This is a genomic window from Enterovibrio makurazakiensis, assembly GCF_050336585.1.
GTDB classification, from domain to species: domain Bacteria; phylum Pseudomonadota; class Gammaproteobacteria; order Enterobacterales; family Vibrionaceae; genus Enterovibrio; species Enterovibrio gelatinilyticus.
Genome location: NZ_JAKJSE010000010.1, coordinates 86,008 through 104,886, shown reverse-complemented (window position 1 = coordinate 104,886; position 18,879 = coordinate 86,008). Strand labels below are relative to the sequence as shown.

19 protein-coding genes are annotated in these 18,879 nt (G+C 47.4%); 1 reads left to right on the top strand and 18 read right to left on the bottom strand.

From position 1 onward, the window contains the following. Nucleotides 1-5: 5 nt before the first annotated feature. From L4D06_RS08560 to L4D06_RS08495, 14 genes are all read right to left on the bottom strand, one after another. Nucleotides 6-617 (bottom strand): HupE/UreJ family protein, encoded by a 612-nt coding sequence (locus L4D06_RS08560; protein WP_429738830.1) that lies wholly within the window; start codon nucleotides 615-617, stop codon nucleotides 6-8. Between the two features lie 75 nt (nucleotides 618-692). Then, nucleotides 693-1,775, bottom strand: coding sequence for a hydrogenase expression/formation protein HypE (gene hypE / locus L4D06_RS08555; protein ID WP_429738828.1), 1,083 nt, complete (start codon nucleotides 1,773-1,775; stop codon nucleotides 693-695). Nucleotides 1,776-1,797: 22 nt separating this feature from the next. Beyond that, nucleotides 1,798-2,991, bottom strand: a complete 1,194-nt coding sequence (hypD, locus tag L4D06_RS08550) for a hydrogenase formation protein HypD (protein ID WP_429738826.1) — start codon at nucleotides 2,989-2,991, stop codon at nucleotides 1,798-1,800. Next, nucleotides 2,978-3,286, bottom strand: a complete 309-nt coding sequence (locus L4D06_RS08545) for a HypC/HybG/HupF family hydrogenase formation chaperone (protein WP_429738825.1) — start codon at nucleotides 3,284-3,286, stop codon at nucleotides 2,978-2,980. The genes hypD and L4D06_RS08545 overlap by 14 nt, the downstream gene beginning before the upstream one ends. A gap of 33 nt (nucleotides 3,287-3,319) precedes the next feature. After that, nucleotides 3,320-4,801 (bottom strand): sigma-54-dependent transcriptional regulator, encoded by a 1,482-nt coding sequence (locus tag L4D06_RS08540; RefSeq protein WP_429738823.1) that lies wholly within the window; start codon nucleotides 4,799-4,801, stop codon nucleotides 3,320-3,322. After that, nucleotides 4,794-5,633 (bottom strand): hydrogenase nickel incorporation protein HypB, encoded by an 840-nt coding sequence (gene hypB / locus L4D06_RS08535; protein WP_429738821.1) that lies wholly within the window; start codon nucleotides 5,631-5,633, stop codon nucleotides 4,794-4,796. Before hypB ends, L4D06_RS08540 begins: the two co-directional genes overlap by 8 nt. Before the next feature lie 35 nt (nucleotides 5,634-5,668). Further along, nucleotides 5,669-6,010: a hydrogenase maturation nickel metallochaperone HypA gene (gene hypA / locus L4D06_RS08530; RefSeq protein WP_274162579.1), complete on the bottom strand. Its 342-nt coding sequence runs from the start codon at nucleotides 6,008-6,010 to the stop codon at nucleotides 5,669-5,671. A 458-nt stretch (nucleotides 6,011-6,468) separates the two neighbouring features. Continuing rightward, nucleotides 6,469-6,972, bottom strand: coding sequence for a Crp/Fnr family transcriptional regulator (locus L4D06_RS08525; protein ID WP_274162578.1), 504 nt, complete (start codon nucleotides 6,970-6,972; stop codon nucleotides 6,469-6,471). Beyond that, a complete protein-coding gene (locus L4D06_RS08520) occupies nucleotides 6,965-7,519 on the bottom strand; it encodes a hydrogenase maturation protease (protein ID WP_274162577.1) in 555 nt (184 codons plus the stop codon). Before L4D06_RS08520 ends, L4D06_RS08525 begins: the two co-directional genes overlap by 8 nt. Next, complete coding sequence (locus L4D06_RS08515; protein WP_429738818.1) at nucleotides 7,503-8,969, bottom strand: Ni/Fe hydrogenase subunit alpha; 1,467 nt, start codon at nucleotides 8,967-8,969, stop codon at nucleotides 7,503-7,505. The genes L4D06_RS08520 and L4D06_RS08515 overlap by 17 nt, the downstream gene beginning before the upstream one ends. 21 nt (nucleotides 8,970-8,990) lie before the next feature. Then, nucleotides 8,991-9,626, bottom strand: coding sequence for an NADH-quinone oxidoreductase subunit B family protein (locus L4D06_RS08510; RefSeq protein WP_429738816.1), 636 nt, complete (start codon nucleotides 9,624-9,626; stop codon nucleotides 8,991-8,993). Beyond that, nucleotides 9,623-10,327 (bottom strand): 2Fe-2S iron-sulfur cluster-binding protein, encoded by a 705-nt coding sequence (locus L4D06_RS08505; RefSeq protein ID WP_274162574.1) that lies wholly within the window; start codon nucleotides 10,325-10,327, stop codon nucleotides 9,623-9,625. Before L4D06_RS08505 ends, L4D06_RS08510 begins: the two co-directional genes overlap by 4 nt. Continuing rightward, entirely contained in the window at nucleotides 10,324-12,156 is a 1,833-nt protein-coding gene (locus L4D06_RS08500; RefSeq protein ID WP_429738814.1) for an NAD(P)H-dependent oxidoreductase subunit E, read from the bottom strand. The genes L4D06_RS08505 and L4D06_RS08500 overlap by 4 nt, the downstream gene beginning before the upstream one ends. Nucleotides 12,157-12,311: 155 nt before the next feature. Beyond that, nucleotides 12,312-13,238 (bottom strand): inositol monophosphatase family protein, encoded by a 927-nt coding sequence (locus tag L4D06_RS08495; RefSeq protein WP_429738812.1) that lies wholly within the window; start codon nucleotides 13,236-13,238, stop codon nucleotides 12,312-12,314. A gap of 32 nt (nucleotides 13,239-13,270) precedes the next feature. Here L4D06_RS08495 and L4D06_RS08490 point away from each other — a divergent pair, with 32 nt between their 5' ends. Next, nucleotides 13,271-13,447: a hypothetical protein gene (locus L4D06_RS08490; protein WP_429738810.1), complete on the top strand. Its 177-nt coding sequence runs from the start codon at nucleotides 13,271-13,273 to the stop codon at nucleotides 13,445-13,447. Between the two features lie 13 nt (nucleotides 13,448-13,460). On the opposite strand, the gene L4D06_RS08485 is transcribed toward L4D06_RS08490, so the two are convergent. From L4D06_RS08485 to tkt, 4 genes are read right to left on the bottom strand one after another with little or no spacing between them, the layout of a single operon-like run. Further along, nucleotides 13,461-14,522: a class 1 fructose-bisphosphatase gene (locus L4D06_RS08485; protein ID WP_429738808.1), complete on the bottom strand. Its 1,062-nt coding sequence runs from the start codon at nucleotides 14,520-14,522 to the stop codon at nucleotides 13,461-13,463. A 19-nt stretch (nucleotides 14,523-14,541) separates the two neighbouring features. Further along, on the bottom strand, nucleotides 14,542-15,468 hold the full coding sequence (locus L4D06_RS08480; RefSeq protein ID WP_274162570.1) for a phosphoribulokinase: 927 nt from the start codon (nucleotides 15,466-15,468) through the stop codon (nucleotides 14,542-14,544). A gap of 44 nt (nucleotides 15,469-15,512) precedes the next feature. Continuing rightward, nucleotides 15,513-16,577 (bottom strand): class II fructose-bisphosphate aldolase, encoded by a 1,065-nt coding sequence (fba, locus tag L4D06_RS08475; protein WP_274162569.1) that lies wholly within the window; start codon nucleotides 16,575-16,577, stop codon nucleotides 15,513-15,515. A 53-nt stretch (nucleotides 16,578-16,630) separates the two neighbouring features. Beyond that, nucleotides 16,631-18,736, bottom strand: a complete 2,106-nt coding sequence (gene tkt, locus L4D06_RS08470; RefSeq protein WP_429738806.1) for a transketolase — start codon at nucleotides 18,734-18,736, stop codon at nucleotides 16,631-16,633. Nucleotides 18,737-18,879: the final 143 nt, after the last annotated feature.

The following is an 18,879-nucleotide window of genomic DNA, read 5'->3' as shown; positions in this document are numbered from 1 at the left end:
ACGGGTTAACCCATTAACTGATAAAGGCCTGCAAGGGCGAACACTCCGCCGGACACGGGCAACGCGATGCGCGCATTGCTGTGACGACGAGCATATGCGTTTAACGCCCCCCCTGCGGCTATCAATAATGTGGTGGCGAAAAGAAAACCGAGTGTGTAACCAACAGCATGGGCTGAAAGTGGCAATTCGGCGCCATGTGCCATGCCATGAAATACTGCAAAACAAGCCGTTGCAGGAAGTGTCACTGATAGTGGCAAGCGAGTTCCTCCCACCAGCAGCATACCCAAAAGTAAGACTGATACCGCGATACCTGTTTCAATAAACGAAACCACTTCGACAAACGGCACCACCAGCCCAGACATTGCGGCCAAAGCACCGCTTGCCATTGCCACTAAAAACATCGTAGGAATGGCACGCGTTGCATTTTTGCTTCCACAAGCATTGAGTGACATGGCCCACATACCTATCGCAAGCATCGCCATCATATGGTCGGCACCCGTTAGCGGGTGGCTAAAGCCAACAAAAAAACCGTATGTGTCGTGCCCTGTATGCGCTGACGCTGCAAACGGTACAGCTGACGTTAATATCGTTGCCGCTCGGATTCCATTACGTTTCATATTCATCCTTCCTATTTCTCCATTCAGCCTGACGGCTGCTAATCGTGACAATACATCGCATATCGCGGTAAAGCGTTAACAAATACGGGGAAGTTGCGCGCCGATAAGCATGTCGATCATTCGCTCACTACCAAACGTCGTTTTCAAGGAGACACCTACATAAGTACCTAACGTTTCGGTGCTTTCAACATGTCCAATAACAGAGGCTTGTTCTGCGCCAGGGAGTTTTCTTAGTGCATTGACCGCAGCCTGAGCATGTTTAGCAGGAACGATCGCAACAAATTTGCCCTCGTTCGCTAGATAAAGAGGATCTAAACCGAGAAGCTCACACACGCCGCGGACCTCGTCTCTCACCGGAATAGCCGCCTGATCGAGCACGATTTTCACGTTGCTACTTTCTGCAAATTCAGTAAGAACAGTGGCGAGCCCACCACGAGTGGCATCACGCAGACAATGAACATCAGGACAATGCGCCAACAAGGCGTTCACTTCACGGTGCAAAGGACGACAATCGGAATAAAGATCGGCATCTAACTGCAGTTCTCCCCGCTCTGCCATGATCGTGGCTCCATGATCGCCAACCCATCCATTCACGATGACAACGTCACCGTCTTGTGCAGCATTGGCATTGATTTCAAGGTGCTTTGGAATAACGCCGATCCCGGACGTATTGATGAAAATTTTATCGGCAGCCCCTCGATGAACCACTTTTGTGTCGCCGGACACTATGGTCACGCCAGCTAAGTCAGCCGCCCTTTTCATGCTGGATAGAATTCGACGTAGTGTGTCGAGCGGTAACCCTTCTTCCAAAATTAAGCCACAAGTTAGGTACAAGGGTGTTGCGCCACTCATCGCTAAATCATTAACCGTGCCATTAACCGCTAAGGTGCCAATATCTCCACCAGGAAATTCTAACGGGTCCACGACAAATGAATCTGTTGTCATGGCTAAGCGATCACCGAGCGAATTCATTGCACTAAGTGGTAGGCGCGCTTGATCTTCAAGTGGCGTGAGGTATTCGTTAGCAAATGCGGAAACGATCTCGTTCTCTACAAGATCTCGCATGGCTTTCCCTCCACTGCCATGCGCTAAGGTAATACATGCAACATCGTTTGATTGAGCATCATTACTCTCGTTTTCCTGCTTATTGGGCATCATAGACAGACATCCTTTTAGTCACTCATACGGCGTGGTTATTGTGAGTTGTATCGACAATGGCGATGCGACCCTTGCCTTTATCCGGCACTCGGAAACCGTGATTGTAATAAGCGGCACATGCCCCTTCAGATGAGACCATCAAGGCGCCAAGTGGGGTTTCAGGCGAACATTGCTTTCCGTACATGCCACATTGCCAAGGTCGAATAAGGCCTTTGAGTACCTCCCCACATTGGCATTGATGAGGGTCTTTCGTTTGTTTTCGCTGAACGTCAAATTTGCATTCGGCATTCCACGCAGCGTATTCATCACGAACACAAACACCGGCATTACCAATTTCGCCAAAACCACGTAACTCAGTCACAGGATATACGTCGTACACTTCCTGCATGGCAAATAAACCTGATGAGTTTCCTCCCGCTTCAACCACACGACGATATTGGTTTTCAACGTCGCAACGACTCTCGGCAATTTGTGTCACGAGCATCAAGATAGATTGCAAAATATCGAGTGGTTCAAAACCCGTGATCACAATTGGCTTGGCATAGTCTTGGGCAATAAATTGAAACGGATCCGTACCGATCACCATGCTGACGTGTCCTGGCGCTAGAAATCCATCAAGGTCCAAATCTGGCTCGTTGAGAATGGCATCTATCGTCGGAGCGGTCGTGATGTGATTGCAAAATATAGAGAAATTACTGATCCCTTCTTTTGCTGCCTGCAAAACCGTCAGAGCGGTACTCGGCATGGTGGTTTCAAAACCGAGTGCAAAGAAAACCACTTCACGTTCTGGGTGTTGGCGTGCCAGCGCTAAGGCATCAAGTGGCGAGTAGACCATGCGAATATCGCTGCCTCGTGCCTTTGCATCAAGTAAATTCCCATTCACGCCCGGCACACGCATGGCATCACCGAAGGTGGTAAGAATGACGTTAGGGTTAGCCGCAATTTCAATGCAGTCATCCACTCGCCCTGATGGCAACACACACACGGGACAGCCCGGACCATGAACCATTTCTATGCGTTCCGAAAGCAGTGATTCAATGCCGTATTTAAATAAGGTGTGTGTATGTCCGCCACAAAACTCCATCAATTGAAGCGGTCGCATCGGGGAATCGTTATTTTTGGCTCGCGCTTTTTCAATGCGATCGAGTTGACGATTGATCGCATCACAAATTCCTTCAACGACACTCGGGTCACGAAACTCATCAACGTATTTCATTCGGTCTTTCTCCCTCTTGACTGGCTGAAGAAGCCTCCATGGCATCCAGTTCTTCTTGCAGCTCACCGATTTCGGCCAATAGTGCTAGAGTTTTAGTCGCTTCATCGGCATCTATTCTGCTCATTGCAAACCCAACATGAACCAACACCCACTCACCAATACATGCTTCAGGCTTTTGTCCTTCAAGCACGCAGGCAATATTGACGGGTCGATGTACACCTGAAATGTTCACTAGAGCAATGCAGTTAGCATTGTCTTTAATTTCTGTAATTTGTCCGGGAATACCCAAGCACATTGGCTTTCTCCTATTCCATTTGGATAAACGAGGTTATTCATTTCCCAGTTTGTGCTGCTCAAGACCGTAGCGTTCAAGTTTGGCCCTCAAACCAACACGTGATAGCCCGAGCTCTAAAGCGGCTTTGCTTTTGTTCCATTTATTTCGAATCAATGTTTCTTTTAAAATTCGAGCCTCTAGCACTTCAACGCGATCTTTTAGGCTACCAATTTCAAGTGAAACCGGCATATCTTCGTCTTCATCGCTATTCACGTTTTTGAGCACTTTCGGAGAGAGCAAATCAGCGCCTAATACTGGATCGTCAGCCATTACCAGCATTCTTCTCACTTCATTCTCAAGTTCTCGCACGTTGCCAGGCCAGCGGTAGGCGGAAATACACTCCATCGCCTCGTCAGTGAACCCTTCAACGGGTTTGCCATAGGAGATCATGATGCTTTGCAAAATACGGTTAGCGATGACGGGGATATCCATCTCTCGCTCTCTTAGCGGAGGAAGATGAATAGGCACGGTAGCAAGGCGATAGTAGAGATCTTCACGAAAACGTCCTGCTCTGACTTCCGTTTCCAAATTCCGGTTTGTCGCTGATATCACACGAACATTGACCTTTCTTCTGCGATTACTGCCAAGCGGTCGTAACTCGCCTTCTTGCAGAAAGCGCAGTAATTTCACCTGAAACTCTAGGGAGGTATCGCCAATTTCATCGAGAAATACCGTACCGCCATCCGCTTTTTCGAGAATCCCGACCCTGTCTGTATTTGCGCCAGTAAACGCGCCGCGAGTATGACCAAACAGTTCACTTTCCAACAACTGCACAGGCATCGCGCCGCAATTTTCTTTCACAAAGGGTTTATCAGCGCGATGACTGGTGTAATGAAGCGCTCGAGTGATGAGCTCTTTCCCTGTACCAGACTCGCCCGTAACGAGCACGGAAATGTCGTAAGGTGCGACGCGGGCAACTTGCGCGCATATCCCCTTCATTGGGCTATCTGGCGCACAGGCTATGTTGTCAAAGTGGTGACGCTCTTTAAGTACCCTACGTTTATGCTGAAGCTGACTATCTAGTTGTGGTGCAGTCACTTTCAGTTCTAAATTGAGTAGCTCGTTTTCTTTTTGAAGTGCAAATAGGCGCGTTGCATTTTTCAGCGTCAGAATAAGATGCTCTGGCTGCCACGGTTTGGGCACAAAGCTATAAATGCCAGCTTCATTAATGCCTTTGATCAAATCAACGGGATCGGTATAAGCAGAAATAATAATACGAATAACGTCAGGCCATTGTGTTCTTACATGCGTGAGAAAATCGGTTCCACTCATATCAGGCATTCGTTGATCTGACACCACAACCTGTACAGGGATCTCCGACAAGACTTTCTCTGCATCGGCCACATTATCTGCGGTCAATACGGTGAACTCTTCATCCAAAGTCCGTCGTAACACTTGCAACGACATGGGTTCATCATCCACTAACAGCACAATGGGTAACCGAACCGGATTAGCAGTATTGCTATGTTCAGACACGATCAGATCCCGCGTCGTACTCATCAATTGACTGAGTCGATTGACCTGAGTGACGTTGTAACACTACGTTGTGCTTTTCAATTAACCAGTTCAACCAATCTTGCATGCCCTGATTGTTTGTAGCTGAAAGTTCGATAATGCTGGCTTGGGGATTTACGCTCTCTATGTGTTGACGACACAAAGACACATCAAAGGAGACATAAGGTAGTAAGTCGATTTTGTTTAAGATCACTAAGTCAGCGGCAGCGAACATATCTGGATACTTCAAAGGTTTGTCTTCACCTTCAGTAACCGACAAAATCGCTACCTTGCAATATTCTCCCAAATCAAACGCCGCTGGACATACTAGGTTTCCAACGTTTTCGATAAACAATAGAGACTGCTTCTGTAATTCAAGCTCATCCAACGCGTGACCGACCATGTGAGCGTCAAGGTGGCACCCTTTTCCTGTATTCACTTGTATGGCAGACACGCCAGTGGCACGAATACGTTCTGCGTCGTTAGTGGTTTGTTGGTCGCCTTCAATGACAGCCACCGGCACTGACTCTTTTAGTTGATTCAATGTGTTCACCAACAACGAGGTTTTTCCAGAGCCAGGGCTAGAAACCAAGTTCAGCACCAGTTGGCCATCACTCTCAAAACGCGCGCGGTTTTTCGCAGCATAGTGATCATTCTGAGCAAGAATATTTTGTTCTATGCTGACCATGCGTGATTGACTAAGTCCGGGGGCATGAGCGCCCGCTGGCCCTTTTCCGTAATGATGATGGTAGTGATGACTATGGTGCTCATGATCATGAGTGTCTTGAACATGGTGTTCGTGTTCATGATGCATATTGTTACTTTCGCTACAACCGCAGACCGTACACATTAGTCAACCTCCACATTAGCAATACGCATTTCTTCTCCTGACGACAATGTCAGCGCTTTTCCGCCGCAATCAGGGCATGATGAATAGCGTTCTTTGAGTGAAACAGACCATTTACAATCATCACACCACGCGACGGCGGGAATATGGGTAATCTCAAGCGCTGCGTCCTGTGCCAAGGTACCTTCCGCAACAACAGGAAAACAAAAACGTAGCGATTCGACTTCAACACCAGCAAACTGACCAATCTCCAAGCGAAGAACAGATACACGCGAGAACTCATGCGTTTCGGCTTGTTTTTCTAGCGTTTGCACTATGCTTTCGCAGATGGACAGTTCATGCATGTTGCGATCCCTCATTTATCACAAGCACTATTGCAGGGAGTGTGCCAACCTCTTCTCATCATCGGTAAAACGGCTTGCGCCCTTGAAATTCAAAGCCACACAGGTTAACAAGGTAGAAACGACCCAATACAAAGTGTTAACAGTGGCCTCACTATTTGCAAGGTTACTTTCCGAGAATCCGTAAAAGTGGAAACAAAACTTCCAGTTATGTTTTTCAGTGAGTGATGTGAAAAACATGCCCAGATCGTTGTTACCGAGAGGTGTTCTTCGCGAAGCGTTTTCATACCTAGATTTGCATACCTAGACGCACAATGACCAATAAGCACCATTGCCAAGTACTCACAAAGGGATGACAACGAGCACTCGAATAAAAAAGACCCCACAGAAAATGCATCGTGGGGTCTCGTATAACAATAAAGGTTAAAGTTAGTGGGCCTTACCTTCTCGTTACTACCTAATCAAAACCTTCCTTTACCTCCCGTGGCAATGTATTCCGCTAACTCTGCCTGTTGCTGACCAATCGCTGTCACCGTGTGATGAACGCGCTTAACCACCGCCCGCATGAAATCAAACACCAGCTCTGGGTGCGTGGTAACTAATGGGTCGATATTTTCGCGATCAAAGCATAAGACCGAAGCCGTTCCGAGCGCTTGAACCGAAATCGTTCTCGGCTCACCATCAATAAAGCTCAATTCTCCAATCAAATCTCCATGATGAAGGGTATGAATAAGGTTTATCTTTCCACTGTTTTTGATTTCACGGCAGCAAGCTAAGCGACCAGACGTCACGATGTAAAAACTGTTGGCAACATCACCAGCATGGTAGAGAAACTGACCATCTTCTAACGTCATTTCTCGTACTGCTTGTTGCGCCAATACACCTGCACCAGATTCACCAATATATTTCCCAATTGGTGCTTCCAAAATCAAACGCGCTACATTTTCTACATTGGGTTTATTCATATTGAGTCCTTGTTAATACGGGTCTCTCGGCACTCCGTAGTACATGAGAAACCGGCTCTAATTGCTGCTTTGAGGGTATTTCTTTCACCCCCTCGGTGACCACAGAAGTAAGGGTGTGCTCTAGGTTTGAACTTGCGGATGGCGTCAAACCTAAAGACAGTTCCCAAGCCTCACCTTTCACGGTTAGCAGCCATACATCTGGGAAGGCCTCATAACATTTGTGGCACATTGCGACTATCGTTTGCACGGAGATCGCATGTGACGTGAAACTGTCATCAAATTTTGGCGAGACTCTTTCCATCGAAAATTGTTGGGTTTCAGCCTTTTTGGTGGCGTCAACAAACAGAACACGCTGATGACGACGGATTAGATCCACATCTTCGAAGAAGAGTTGATAGTTGCGTACTAAGGTAGCAGTGACACTTGGCATCTCCTCCAACGCATCGATAAACGCCCAACCTAGCCCATCATCTTGGCGTCCGACATTACCAATGCCGTAGATCAGGTCAAAGTCTCTGAGTTGGAGTGTGTTATCGATATTTTTCATCGAGTAGCCTTCCCTCTGCGTCAAGCAATGTGATGTGAAGTGGCATTTCTCCCATGGCATGAGTGGCACAACTTAAGCAAGGGTCATACGCACGAATGCCTACTTCCAACGCATTCATCATGCCTTCTGTGATTTCCGTATTGCCTGAGATCCATTCCTCAGCAACCGCCTTAACCGTTCGGTTAATCGCAGTGTTGTTTTGGGTCGTTGAGACAACAAGGTTTGCAAAGGTCATGTTTCCTGCTTCATCAGCACGATAATGATGAAGTAACGTTCCCCTTGGCGCCTCAACCACACCCACACCTTCTCCGGTCCATGCACCTTTCTCGGGCGTGATCGTCAGGCTTTCACCCTGCAAGTCAGGGTCATTGAGCAAATCTTTGATCAGTTCGGCAGAGTGTAGAATTTCAATGGCCCTTGCCCAGTTGGTGTGCAGGGTCATGTTGTTTGATTTGCCATTGGTGTAATCGTGGAAACGTTCAAGTGCTTCTTGTGCCATTGGCGTGTTATATCGACGAGTTACGTTTAAGCGTGCAAGCGGGCCAACACGGACTGCCCCCGCTTCACGACCTAGCGCTTTAAGGTAAGGGAACTTCATGTAGCTCCAAGACTCAGTGGCTTCCGCAAAATGATCGAGGTAGTCGTGATAGTCGATTTCCAGCACCACTTGCTTATTTTCATCAACGACGCGCATTTTCCCGTGGTAGTAATCCACATCGCCATTGTCATCAACCAAGCACATGTCTAGCGACTTCGTGATACCAAAGTTGTCAATTTCATCGCGGTGTTCTTCGTGATATTCGTAGAAAAGATTCAGGGCATCTTGTGCATAGTCGATAACTTGATCAATAGAAAGTAGGTCGTCGTCACCGTTAAGAAACCGATCGCGCTGCTCAATGCTTAGGTTGTTGTTCACTCCGCCAGGAATCGAGCTGATCCCATGCATTCGTTTACCCAGCACCGCGACAATTAGCTCTTGCCCCCATTTCCGCAGTTCAATCACGCGCTTGACGAGTTCAGGGTTCGCTTCCGCAAGGCCTAAAATGTTCCTTTTTTCTGGTGCCGCTTCAATGCCAAACACCATTTCTGGCGCAATCAAATAGAAATACGCAGTCACATGCGATTGCAACTGCTGAGCATAATGGCCAAGGCGGCGCACCTTCTCTGGGGTTGGTAACATGGTAATGCCATCTTTCAGGCCGACGCCTATCATATCGTCCAACACTTTTGCGCCACACAAATGGTGGCTAACAAAACAAATGCCACATATACGTTGCAGTAGCATAGGTGCTTCCCAATAGGGATGACCTTGGATAAAACGTTCGAAACCGCGAAACTCGATAACTTGTAAGCGTGCATCGGTAACTTGGTTGTTATCGTCTAGCTGCAAGGTGACTTTTCCGTGTCCTTCAATCCGAGTGACCGGATCGATAACGAGTGTCTTACTCATGGTGTCTCTCCTTTATTCGTATCAATCATATCGGTTGATGGAAGTTGGCAAATCTACGTCTCGTCCGTTTGCCAAATCATCCAAAACTTTGAAAATGGCATCCCCATCAGGTGGACACCCAGGGATGAAATAATCCATCTTTACGACTTCATGAGCGGGATACACTTTGTTCGTAATTTTGGGTACATCAACATGTGGAATCACATCAGCTGAGCCAGCAACACGTGTAGGTGAAGATATATAGGCTTCGTCTAAGCATTCGGTGAGAGAGACTTGATTCCTCATTGCAGGAACACCGCCCCACACAGCACAAGCGCCAACTGAAATTAAGATGTCGCAGTTCTCTCGAAAGTGCTCAAGTGTTTCGATGTTTTCATCGTTTGCGACACCTCCTTCCACAAAGCCGATCGTGCAGCGCTCAGTAATACGCTTCACATCCGTGACTGATGATCTCGTAATGGTGACTTTGTCCAATAACCCTAGAATGCGGCTATCCATATCGAGAAATGACAAGGTGCATCCCCAGCAACCACATAAACCAATCATGGCGACTTTGATTTTCCCTTCGCGCTGCGCAATGGTTTCAGGGTCCAAAGGTGTACATGGCAATTCATGGGAAAATATCGTTTCGCAGCTAGTTTTTGATTGTGTGCTCATTTGCCATCCCTCTCTGTTGCACGCTCTCGCACTGACTCAACCTCAAATTTACGTCGACCTATTGGCGCATCGAAGCCAACCCCTTTCTTCAAGATGCAACCCACAGGGCACAATTCCATTGCTTCTGTGACTTGCTCGTCAGACATTTTGTCCGCAAGTGCAACGTCAATTTCGATCCGAGCATTGGTTCCTCGCCCATCAATGTTGAATATCTTCCGTCCGGTTTCACGATCTTTGACAAACTCGACACAGCGCTGACAAAAAATGCAGCGATCGCGCTCAAGCCATATTTTTTCGGAACGAAAATCGGCTTGGGTGACTGGGAAACGATATGGGAAACGGGACACCATCATGCCTGTTTCATACCCAACAGCCTGTAAATCGCACCGCCCACTTTTTTCACAGCTTGGGCAGTTGTGTTTACCTTCTACAAACAGCATTTCCACCAGCGCTTTTCGAATGTCTTTGGTTTCAGGTTCGTTCACCTCAACAACCATCCCATCGGACACTGGCACCGTGCATGAAGCAGCGTTAGTGCCATTCACTTTGCAGGTACAAACACGACAAGTTCCCAAGCAGGGTTTGCCTCGCTCATAACACAATGAAGGAATATAAATGCCGTTATCTAACGCGACATCAATTAAGGATTGACTCTCTTCAGCCGTGACTTCTTTTCCGTCGATCGTTAACGTGATAGTCATTTCGATACCTCCGCAGATTGATCACTGTTCGTGCTATTGAGGGTTTGAGTGGCGACGGTGAACTCAGACAACGCGGCATTAAGATCGAATGATGCTAACAATGGACCGTGTTGCGTCGTGATTCTTTGATTGTATTCTTCAGGAAATGCCAGAAGAGAAGTAATGATTGGTTTGGGTGAGGTGGTCCCGAGGCCACAGCGACTGGCGCCACGAACAATCTTCGACCACGCTAAGATTTCATCCAGATCTTGCTCTACTGCTCGACCTTCGATGATCAATGAAATCTTGTTGTAGAGTTCCACGTTACCCGCTCGGCACGGCACACAGATCCCGCACGATTCTTCAACAAAGAAATGCATGAATTGCCGGATGATATCGAGTAAGTTCCGCTCGTAACTGAACACCATCAGTGAGCCGTTACAAGAAAGGTCTTTGTAAGAAAATATACGATTTCCATCTTTCGCGACCGATACACATTCGCCCGATGGTCCGCTGATTTGTGCGACTCTGGGGTTTTTCGCGCCAATCAAATCAAGCACATCACTCAGTGATATTCCCCACTCAATTTCATAGACACCGGGCTTGTCGACATCGCCAGACACGCTGATCAATCGTGTGCCCGCTGATTCCTTTGTGCCCATGGACTCATACCACTTCGCGCCTTTTTCGAAAATTCGAGAAACGTTGGCGAGTGTTTCGACGTTGTTGACGGCTGTTGGGCAACCCATAAAGCCTTTGTGAACAGGGAATGGTGGTTTCACACGCGGTGTACCACGCTTGCCTTCGCAAGACTCAATCAATGCGGATTCATCACCGCAAATATATGCCCCTGCTCCAAGTTGGATTCGAATGTCGAAATCAAACTTAGCGTTGCCAGCAATTCTTCGGCCTAAGAGTTTTTCCTCTCTCATAGACTGCAGGGTTTTTTCAAGATAAGGCACCATATGGCGGTATTCGTAGCGGAGGTAGATTATCCCTTCTTTTGCTCCTATAGCATGTCCAGCAATCACCATGCCTGCGAAAACCTGCTCTGGGCAATGAGTGAGAATAACGCGATCTTTAAACGTACCCGGCTCACCTTCGTCAGCATTACAAATGACGTATTTGGTCTCTCCCGGCGCGTCATGACACAGACGCCATTTGAGCCCGGCAGAAAAACCCGCACCACCGCGACCACGTAATCTCGAAGTGCTCATTGCATCTATCACTTCGACGGGCAATTGAGTGACAGCGTCACTAATTACACGTTCAATATTTACCTTCTGGCCAAAAAATATTGGCCCCGGCTGGCGTATATTGGATTCCACTAACGATTCAATGTAATCAAAAGTATCGTTCGCATAGCCCTTTGGATTAGCCAATGCCGCGGGAGATACGCCGGCCTTCAAAGCGGCGAGTAAAGTGCGCACTTTATCTGGTGTTAAACGGGTAAATGGAATGCCATCAACCAACATGGCAGGCTCTTGGTCAGAAAGCCCGATACACTGCGTATCAAACAACCCAATCTCTCCGTCAGCACACACACTTCCAAATGCATAGCCAACGGCGTCTTCCAGCGCCTCTTTCACATCTTGATACCCATTCATACGTGCAATCACGGTATCAGCGAGATAGATCGAATGCTTACCCGATGGTGTGTCACGCAAGAAATGGTAGAAGGACAAGGTTTCCCTCACATCCAACGGTGAAAGGTTCAATCCAGATGCCAGCACATTCACTGACGAATCTGAAATGTAACCTTCACTCTCTTGAACGGCTATTAGCATATCAATCAGCCTTTCTCGGCGACGCTGATAGCGCGTTATTATCGCTTCTACTTTATTGCTCATTGCTTACTCCTTTGTCCTGCTTCCGTCTGTCGCATATGTTTATGTAATAGCGAATAAGCGGGCGGATGATAGGCAAGACGATGCCTGCCCCTATTCGATGAAATATGGGCCTAAAATAATGTTTTAATTGAGGTGATATAGTTTGGTGACGGTGATTAGCCAGGATCTATAAGGCGTACATCTCCTCGTTTCATTGGCGAATCAAAGCTATGTAGATACGGAGATAACCATTCGCGCCATTGCTCAAAAAGGAAGGGATGAGATGCGCCGATAACGGTTCTAGACTGCAAGCTATTGTTGAATACGGAACTACCATCAAATGCGCAGGACATCCCACCGGCTTCGCGAAGAATCAATTGACCAGCAGAGTAATCCCACAGCTTTTGATCGCCATGCAAGTAGAGCTGGCATCGATTCGCGGCAATCCAGCACCAGTCTAGTGCGCTCGCACCAAAGCTACGCTGAGAGCGATAAGGCGGCCTTGATGCGAGCCCTGCAGATAGCGCCATTGGAAGCCGTTTGAAATCTATCAACGCCATCGCATGCTTAAGATCTGCTTTGGCTTTCAATTCTCTGGAATGTAACCGGTTCCCATTAAACCAAGCTCCTGCACCGTGGGAAGCAAAGAAGCATTCATCTCGCATAGGGTCATACACTAAGCCAAGCCTGACGACCCCTTGGTAGATCAGCGACAATGAGATGCAAAAATATGGAATTCCAAAAGCGAAATTGCTCGTACCATCAATTGGGTCTAGCACCCAAAAAGCTTGCTTGTCATTACTCATTACCGCATGTTGCATAAGATGTGATTGTTCTTCGCCAAGTACCGAGATATGAGGCCAGTTACGATGTAAGCCATCAATGATGCTTGATTGCATTTCGTTATCAGCATCGGTGACGATATCCATGTTGGCTTTATAGTTAATATCATTAACAGCACTACCGTTGAATCGTGGCAAAATCGACTGTTTCGATGCTTGACGGATAATCCCATAAAGCACAGCTAACACTGTGTTATCCGTCATTTTCAGCAATGTGTATAAATGCAACTTGGCGATCATCTGTGAGGTGTCTCCCTTCATGACCTTATCCTCCTTTATGTTTAGCAAACACAATGCCAATTGTTATCACTGTGTTAATTAGCCATCTTTCAATGAGTTATATTCAACTTGTCGTGGGCACTGCCGTTGAAGGTGTTAGCGAGTTACCAGAAAGCGAGAAAATCGGATACCTAGTTTCCAAATTCCTAGTTTCCAATAACGAAATGGCCCACATGAAGTGGGCCATTTAGCAGCACGAAAATGCTACGCCTGTTTCGCCTCCTGCCTATGAGGAGGAGTGCTGTCAGATCGTTCTTGATCCATCAATGAATGGTAAAGCTCGACACGTTCTACTTCTTCTTTCGCCCCAATGATCACCGGGACACGCTGATGAAGTCGGTTGGGTTTCACTTCCATCAAACGTTGCCGACCTGTCGATGCAATGCCCCCTGCTTGTTCAATAATAAAGCCCATTGGATTGGCTTCGTACAAAAGACGCAACCGCCCTTCTTGAACATTTTCACGGCTATCCATGGGATAGAGGAATATGCCACCTCGCATCAGTATCCGATGTACTTCGGCAACCATAGACGCGACCCAACGGGTATTGAAATTTCGCCCTCTTGGACCATCTTCACCAGCAACAACTTCATCGATATAGCGTTTTATCGCGGGCTCCCAATGACGTTGATTGGCCATATTGATCGCGAACTCACTGGTTTGATCAGGAATCGAGAGTTTTCTGTGAGTCAGAATAAACTCGCCGATATCTCTATCTAAGGTGAAGCCATTTACGCCTTGCCCTGTCGTAAGAACCAAATTTGTTGCTGGGCCATAAAGCACGTAACCCGCACATACTTGGCGAGAGCCCGGTTGAAGAAAATCTTCTTCTGTCGGCTCCTCAATCCCTTCGGGACAACGTAGTATGGAAAATATCGTGCCGATAGAAACGTTCACTTCAGTGTTTGAAGAACCATCCAGCGGGTCAAAGACAAGTAAGTATTTTCCCTTTGGATAACGGCTGGGTATGGAGTAAGCCTCCTCCATTTCCTCTGAAGCCATACCGCCAAGGTGCCCAGACCACTCCAGAGAGCGGAGAATAACGTCATTGGAAATCACATCGAGTTTCTTCTGCGTCTCCCCCTGAATATTCTCAGTTTTCGCTGAGCCTAGGACATTGATTAACTGACCTCGGTTAACGTCATCAGCAATTTCTTTACACGCTGTGACAATCGCGTTGAGCAACAGTGTAAATTCTCCTGTCGCTTCCGGCAGCTTTCGAAGATCTTCAATAATAAATCGAGTAAAGGTCGTTTTTGTTCTCATCGTGAATGTTCCCTATTCCCTATAAAGCAGGTACGCGCTTCGAGAAGCGATCGTGAGTCGTCGCAACACTCACACGATTGGAACCGTGTAGCACCAGTTCTTCGATCATGGGCTGCATAATCAACTCCATGGCAAGCCCCATTTTCCCACCCGGCACAACAATGTTGTTTCTACGAGACATAAATGACCCATCAATCATGTTCAGTAGATACTGAAAATCGACGCCACTTTTCTTTGGATCACGGAAGCGAATAACCACCATGCTCTCATCAAGCGTTGGTATGTCTCTGGAAATGAATGGGTTTGACGTATCCACCATAGGCACACGTTGAAAATTGACATCGGTGAGTGAAAACTGAGGCGTAATGTAATGCACGTAGTCATGCATACGACGTAAGATCGTATCGGTAACCGCTTCTCGGCTATAGCCACGAACATGGGTATCTCGATGGATTTTCTGTATCCATTCAAGGTTTACAATCGGCACCACGCCAATCAGTAAATCAACAAATTGAGCAACATTGCTACTTTGCGTCACTACTCCGCCGTGCAAACCTTCATAGAACAGAAGATCTGACCCTTCTGGAATAGGTGACCATTCCGTAAAGGTGCCTGGTTTGGCTTTGTGTAATACGGCTTCTTCTTCGTTGTGAACATAGTAACGACGTAATGCAGAACCCGTTTCACCATAGGATCTAAAGGTCTTCTCTAGTTCATTGAAGTCATTACCTTCTGGACCAAAATGGCTCAGATTTTTCCCTTTCTCATCGGCTTTTCTGAGACGGTCTCGCATTTCAGCACGATCAAATTTGTGGTAGCTGTCTCCTTCGACCACGGCAGCATTGAATTGATTTCGACGGAAGATTTGCTCCATCGCATTTTTGACTGTCGATGTGCCCGCACCAGAAGAGCCTGTAACCGCAACAATGGGGTGTTTAATAGACATAGTGTTTCTCCTACAGGTGGATACCTTATTCACTCAAATGAAACTCATCGAACGGAAGGATCTAACTCACCCGTCGAGTAACGCGTCGACATGATTTCTAAATTCACGGGGGTGATTTTTGACGCCATGCCCGCACAGCCAAATGCCTCATAACGCGTTAAACACAAGGCTTCCATTGCTTTTGTCGCTGCAATCAGGAACTTTCGTGGATCAAAATTGCTTGGGTTTTGTGCTAAAAACTGTCTAACAGCACCAGTGCTCGCCATGCGTAAGTCCGTATCAATGTTGACTTTTCGCACACCATGGCGGATACCTTCGACAATCTCTTCGACAGGAACGCCATAGGTTTCCCCCATATCTCCGCCGAATTCATTGATGACTTTCAGCCATTCTTGTGGCACAGATGAGGAGCCGTGCATGACCAAATGCGTGTTGGGAATTTGCTGGTGTATTTGCGCTATACGCTCGATATCGAGAATGTCACCAGTCGGAGGACGGGTGAATTTGTAAGCGCCGTGGCTGGTACCAATCGCGATGGCTAACGCATCAACCTTGGTTTGGCTAACAAACAGTGCCGCTTCTTTCGGATCGGTAAGGAGTTGATCATGGCTCAATACCCCTTCCGCTCCTGAACCATCTTCTTCACCTGCGGTACCAGTTTCCAAAGAACCAAGACAACCCAGTTCACCTTCTACAGATACGCCACATGCGTGCGACATCTCAACCACACGAGCCGTGACGTCGCAGTTGTACTCATAACTTGCCGGCGTTTTCATGTCTTCGTGCAGCGAACCATCCATCATGACGGAAGTGAATCCTTGCTGAATTGACTGTAAGCACACCGCCGGTGAGGCTCCGTGGTCTTGATGGACAACCACGGGTATCTCGGGCCATTGTTCAACGGACGCCAACATAAGATGACGAAGAAAACCCGCACCTGCATAGCTTCTTGCGCCTGCTGATGCTTGGAGAATAACAGGGCTATCACATGCCGCCGCCGCCCCCATAATGGCTTGTACTTGTTCCATGTTGTTCACGTTAAATGCCGGTACGCCATATCCATGTTCTGCGGCGTGATCGAGTAACTGTCTCAAGCTGATAAGTGCCATAACACTCTCCTTGCAATTAAAAATCTATAAATGTCGCCTTTCATGGCGCTTAGTCATATCGCCGTCAGTTGCTCGGCTTGTTCAATAATGTTCTCTACCGTTAAGCCGAAATGGGCATAAAGCTCTGAGGCTGGTGCAGATTCACCAAAGGTGTCGATTCCCATTGCGAACCCGTTTGAACCGACATATTTGTGCCAACCCAAAGTAGAGCCAGCTTCAACTGAAACTCGGTGCGTGACCTGAGGTGGAAGCACGCTGTCGCGATATTGCTTGGATTGTTTGTCGAATTCAGTGGTTGAAGGCATCGATACGACGCGTGCTCGAATTCCTTTGCGGTTGAGCTTGGTTGCGGCTTCAATAGCGAGTTCTACTTCAGAACCCGTCGCTATCAATATCAAATCAGGCTGATCTTCCCTGTGACCATCGTGTTCTCGAAGCACATAGCCACCACGTTCAATCAAGGAGAGTTGGTCTGCGCGACGCAGTTGATACGCCAATGTTTGACGCGAGAAAACCAAAATATGAGGGCCACTTTGGTCTTCAATGGCCTTTTTCCAAGCCACCGCGGTTTCAACGGAATCGCAAGGGCGCCAAACGCTTATATTTGGCATGGCTCGGAAGCTAGTAAGGTGCTCAACAGGTTGATGAGTTGGGCCATCTTCCCCTAAGCCAATGGAGTCATGGGTATAAACAAAAATGGCATGCACATGAGACAAAGCAGCAACTCTGAGTGCGTTTCTTGCGTAGTCTGAAAACACAAGAAATGTCGCGCAATACGGGATGAAACCGCCATGAAGTGCAATACCATTTGCAATACTACTCATACCAAATTCACGCACGCCAAAACGTATGTAGTTGCCCTCTGGGTTATTAGGAGTGTTATCCGCAGCGCCTTTCCAAAATGTATTATTAGATGGACTTAAATCAGCTGATCCGCCAATCAATTCAGGGAGTTGAGGGCCAAAAGCGTTCAATGCTGCCTGAGAAGCTTGTCTACTGGCGATACTCTGCGCCTGTAAAGCGGCGGTTCTCACATGCCTTTCCGCAGTTGCTGACCAGTTTGAAGGCAATTGATTTTCCACACGGCGAGTGTATTCAGCGGCTAACTCTGGGTATTGTTTGGCATATGCGGAAAATTGAGAGTTCCATAGCGTTTCACGCATTTCGCCTTGTTCAGAACCATTCCAATACGTGCCAATTTTTGTAGGAACCTCAAACGGTTCATAAATCCAATGCAGCGCTTTTCTCGTGCGAGTCACTTCTTCACTGCCCAATGGGGCGCCATGTACGTCGTGAGAACCAGCTTTTTTTGGGGAGCCCTGACCTATCACGGTTTTGCAGCAGATTAATGTTGGCTTATCTGTTGTCGATTGCGCATCAAGAATCGCTTCTTGAATTGCTAATGGATCATGCCCGTCCACATTTTCGATGACATGCCAACCATAGGAAAGAAAGCGTTGTGGCGTGTCATCGGTAAACCAACCATCAACGTCGCCATCTATCGAAATGCCATTGTCGTCGTAAAAAGCGATCAGCTTTGACAATTTAAGAGTGCCCGCCAAAGAGCAGGCTTCGTGGGAGATACCTTCCATCAGGCAGCCATCGCCCAAGAAGGTGTATGTATAGTGATTGACGATGTCGAAATCAGGGCGATTAAACTGGGCCGCCAGTGTTTTTTCTGCTAACGCCATGCCAACAGCATTGGTCAAGCCTTGCCCTAGTGGACCTGTTGTGGTTTCTACTCCTGGAGTAACACCTACTTCAGGGTGACCTGGGGTTTTACTGCCCAATTGACGAAACCGACGCAATTCGTCTAGAGGAAGGTCGTAGCCAGTGAGGTGCAGCAGCGCGTAAAGCATTGACGACGCGTGTCCATTGGAAAGGACAAAACGATCACGGTTACTCCACAGAGGATTTCGTGGGTTGTGTTTTAAAAAATCTCTCCAAAGTACGGTCGCAATATCTGCCATTCCCATTGGCGCACCCGGATGACCAGAATTGGCCGCTTCCACCATATCGACGCAGAGCATACGAAGTGCGGTAGCGCACTCTAGATGGATATTATTGGATATTTCTGGGTGCCTCGTTAAACCGTCAATAGCGCTATGATCGGTGCCAAGGCCACTGTGGACTTCACTGAGATATTTAGCTTTGTTCATATAAACTCCTTTTCACTATAGAGGTTTCCTGCCGCCCATTTGAACCTGATTGCCCAGACATAAATAATTTCCACGCGTATGATTTATTAAGTCTCGATTTTTCATTATTAAAAATATTCACTGACCGATTTAGATCAAAACAC

Excerpts from the sequence above, each read along its gene's own strand:
- L4D06_RS08495 (WP_429738812.1), bottom strand. The coding sequence starts at position 13,238 with ATGAAGGGAGACACCTCACAGATGATCGCCAAGTTGCATTTATACACA.
- hypD (WP_429738826.1), bottom strand. The coding sequence starts at position 2,991 with ATGAAATACGTTGATGAGTTTCGTGACCCGAGTGTCGTTGAAGGAATT.
- L4D06_RS08525 (WP_274162578.1), bottom strand. The coding sequence starts at position 6,972 with ATGAATAAACCCAATGTAGAAAATGTAGCGCGTTTGATTTTGGAAGCA.
- L4D06_RS08560 (WP_429738830.1), bottom strand. The coding sequence starts at position 617 with ATGAAACGTAATGGAATCCGAGCGGCAACGATATTAACGTCAGCTGTA.
- hypA (WP_274162579.1), bottom strand. The coding sequence starts at position 6,010 with ATGCATGAACTGTCCATCTGCGAAAGCATAGTGCAAACGCTAGAAAAA.
- L4D06_RS08510 (WP_429738816.1), bottom strand. The coding sequence starts at position 9,626 with ATGAGCACACAATCAAAAACTAGCTGCGAAACGATATTTTCCCATGAA.
- L4D06_RS08490 (WP_429738810.1), top strand. The coding sequence starts at position 13,271 with ATGCCAATTGTTATCACTGTGTTAATTAGCCATCTTTCAATGAGTTAT.
- L4D06_RS08485 (WP_429738808.1), bottom strand. The coding sequence starts at position 14,522 with ATGAGAACAAAAACGACCTTTACTCGATTTATTATTGAAGATCTTCGA.
- L4D06_RS08500 (WP_429738814.1), bottom strand. The coding sequence starts at position 12,156 with ATGAGCAATAAAGTAGAAGCGATAATAACGCGCTATCAGCGTCGCCGA.
- tkt (WP_429738806.1), bottom strand. The coding sequence starts at position 18,736 with ATGAACAAAGCTAAATATCTCAGTGAAGTCCACAGTGGCCTTGGCACC.
- L4D06_RS08515 (WP_429738818.1), bottom strand. The coding sequence starts at position 8,969 with ATGAGTAAGACACTCGTTATCGATCCGGTCACTCGGATTGAAGGACAC.
- L4D06_RS08545 (WP_429738825.1), bottom strand. The coding sequence starts at position 3,286 with ATGTGCTTGGGTATTCCCGGACAAATTACAGAAATTAAAGACAATGCT.
- fba (WP_274162569.1), bottom strand. The coding sequence starts at position 16,577 with ATGGCACTTATCAGCTTGAGACAGTTACTCGATCACGCCGCAGAACAT.
- hypE (WP_429738828.1), bottom strand. The coding sequence starts at position 1,775 with ATGATGCCCAATAAGCAGGAAAACGAGAGTAATGATGCTCAATCAAAC.
- L4D06_RS08505 (WP_274162574.1), bottom strand. The coding sequence starts at position 10,327 with ATGACTATCACGTTAACGATCGACGGAAAAGAAGTCACGGCTGAAGAG.
- L4D06_RS08520 (WP_274162577.1), bottom strand. The coding sequence starts at position 7,519 with ATGAAAAATATCGATAACACACTCCAACTCAGAGACTTTGACCTGATC.
- L4D06_RS08480 (WP_274162570.1), bottom strand. The coding sequence starts at position 15,468 with ATGTCTATTAAACACCCCATTGTTGCGGTTACAGGCTCTTCTGGTGCG.
- hypB (WP_429738821.1), bottom strand. The coding sequence starts at position 5,633 with ATGCATCATGAACACGAACACCATGTTCAAGACACTCATGATCATGAG.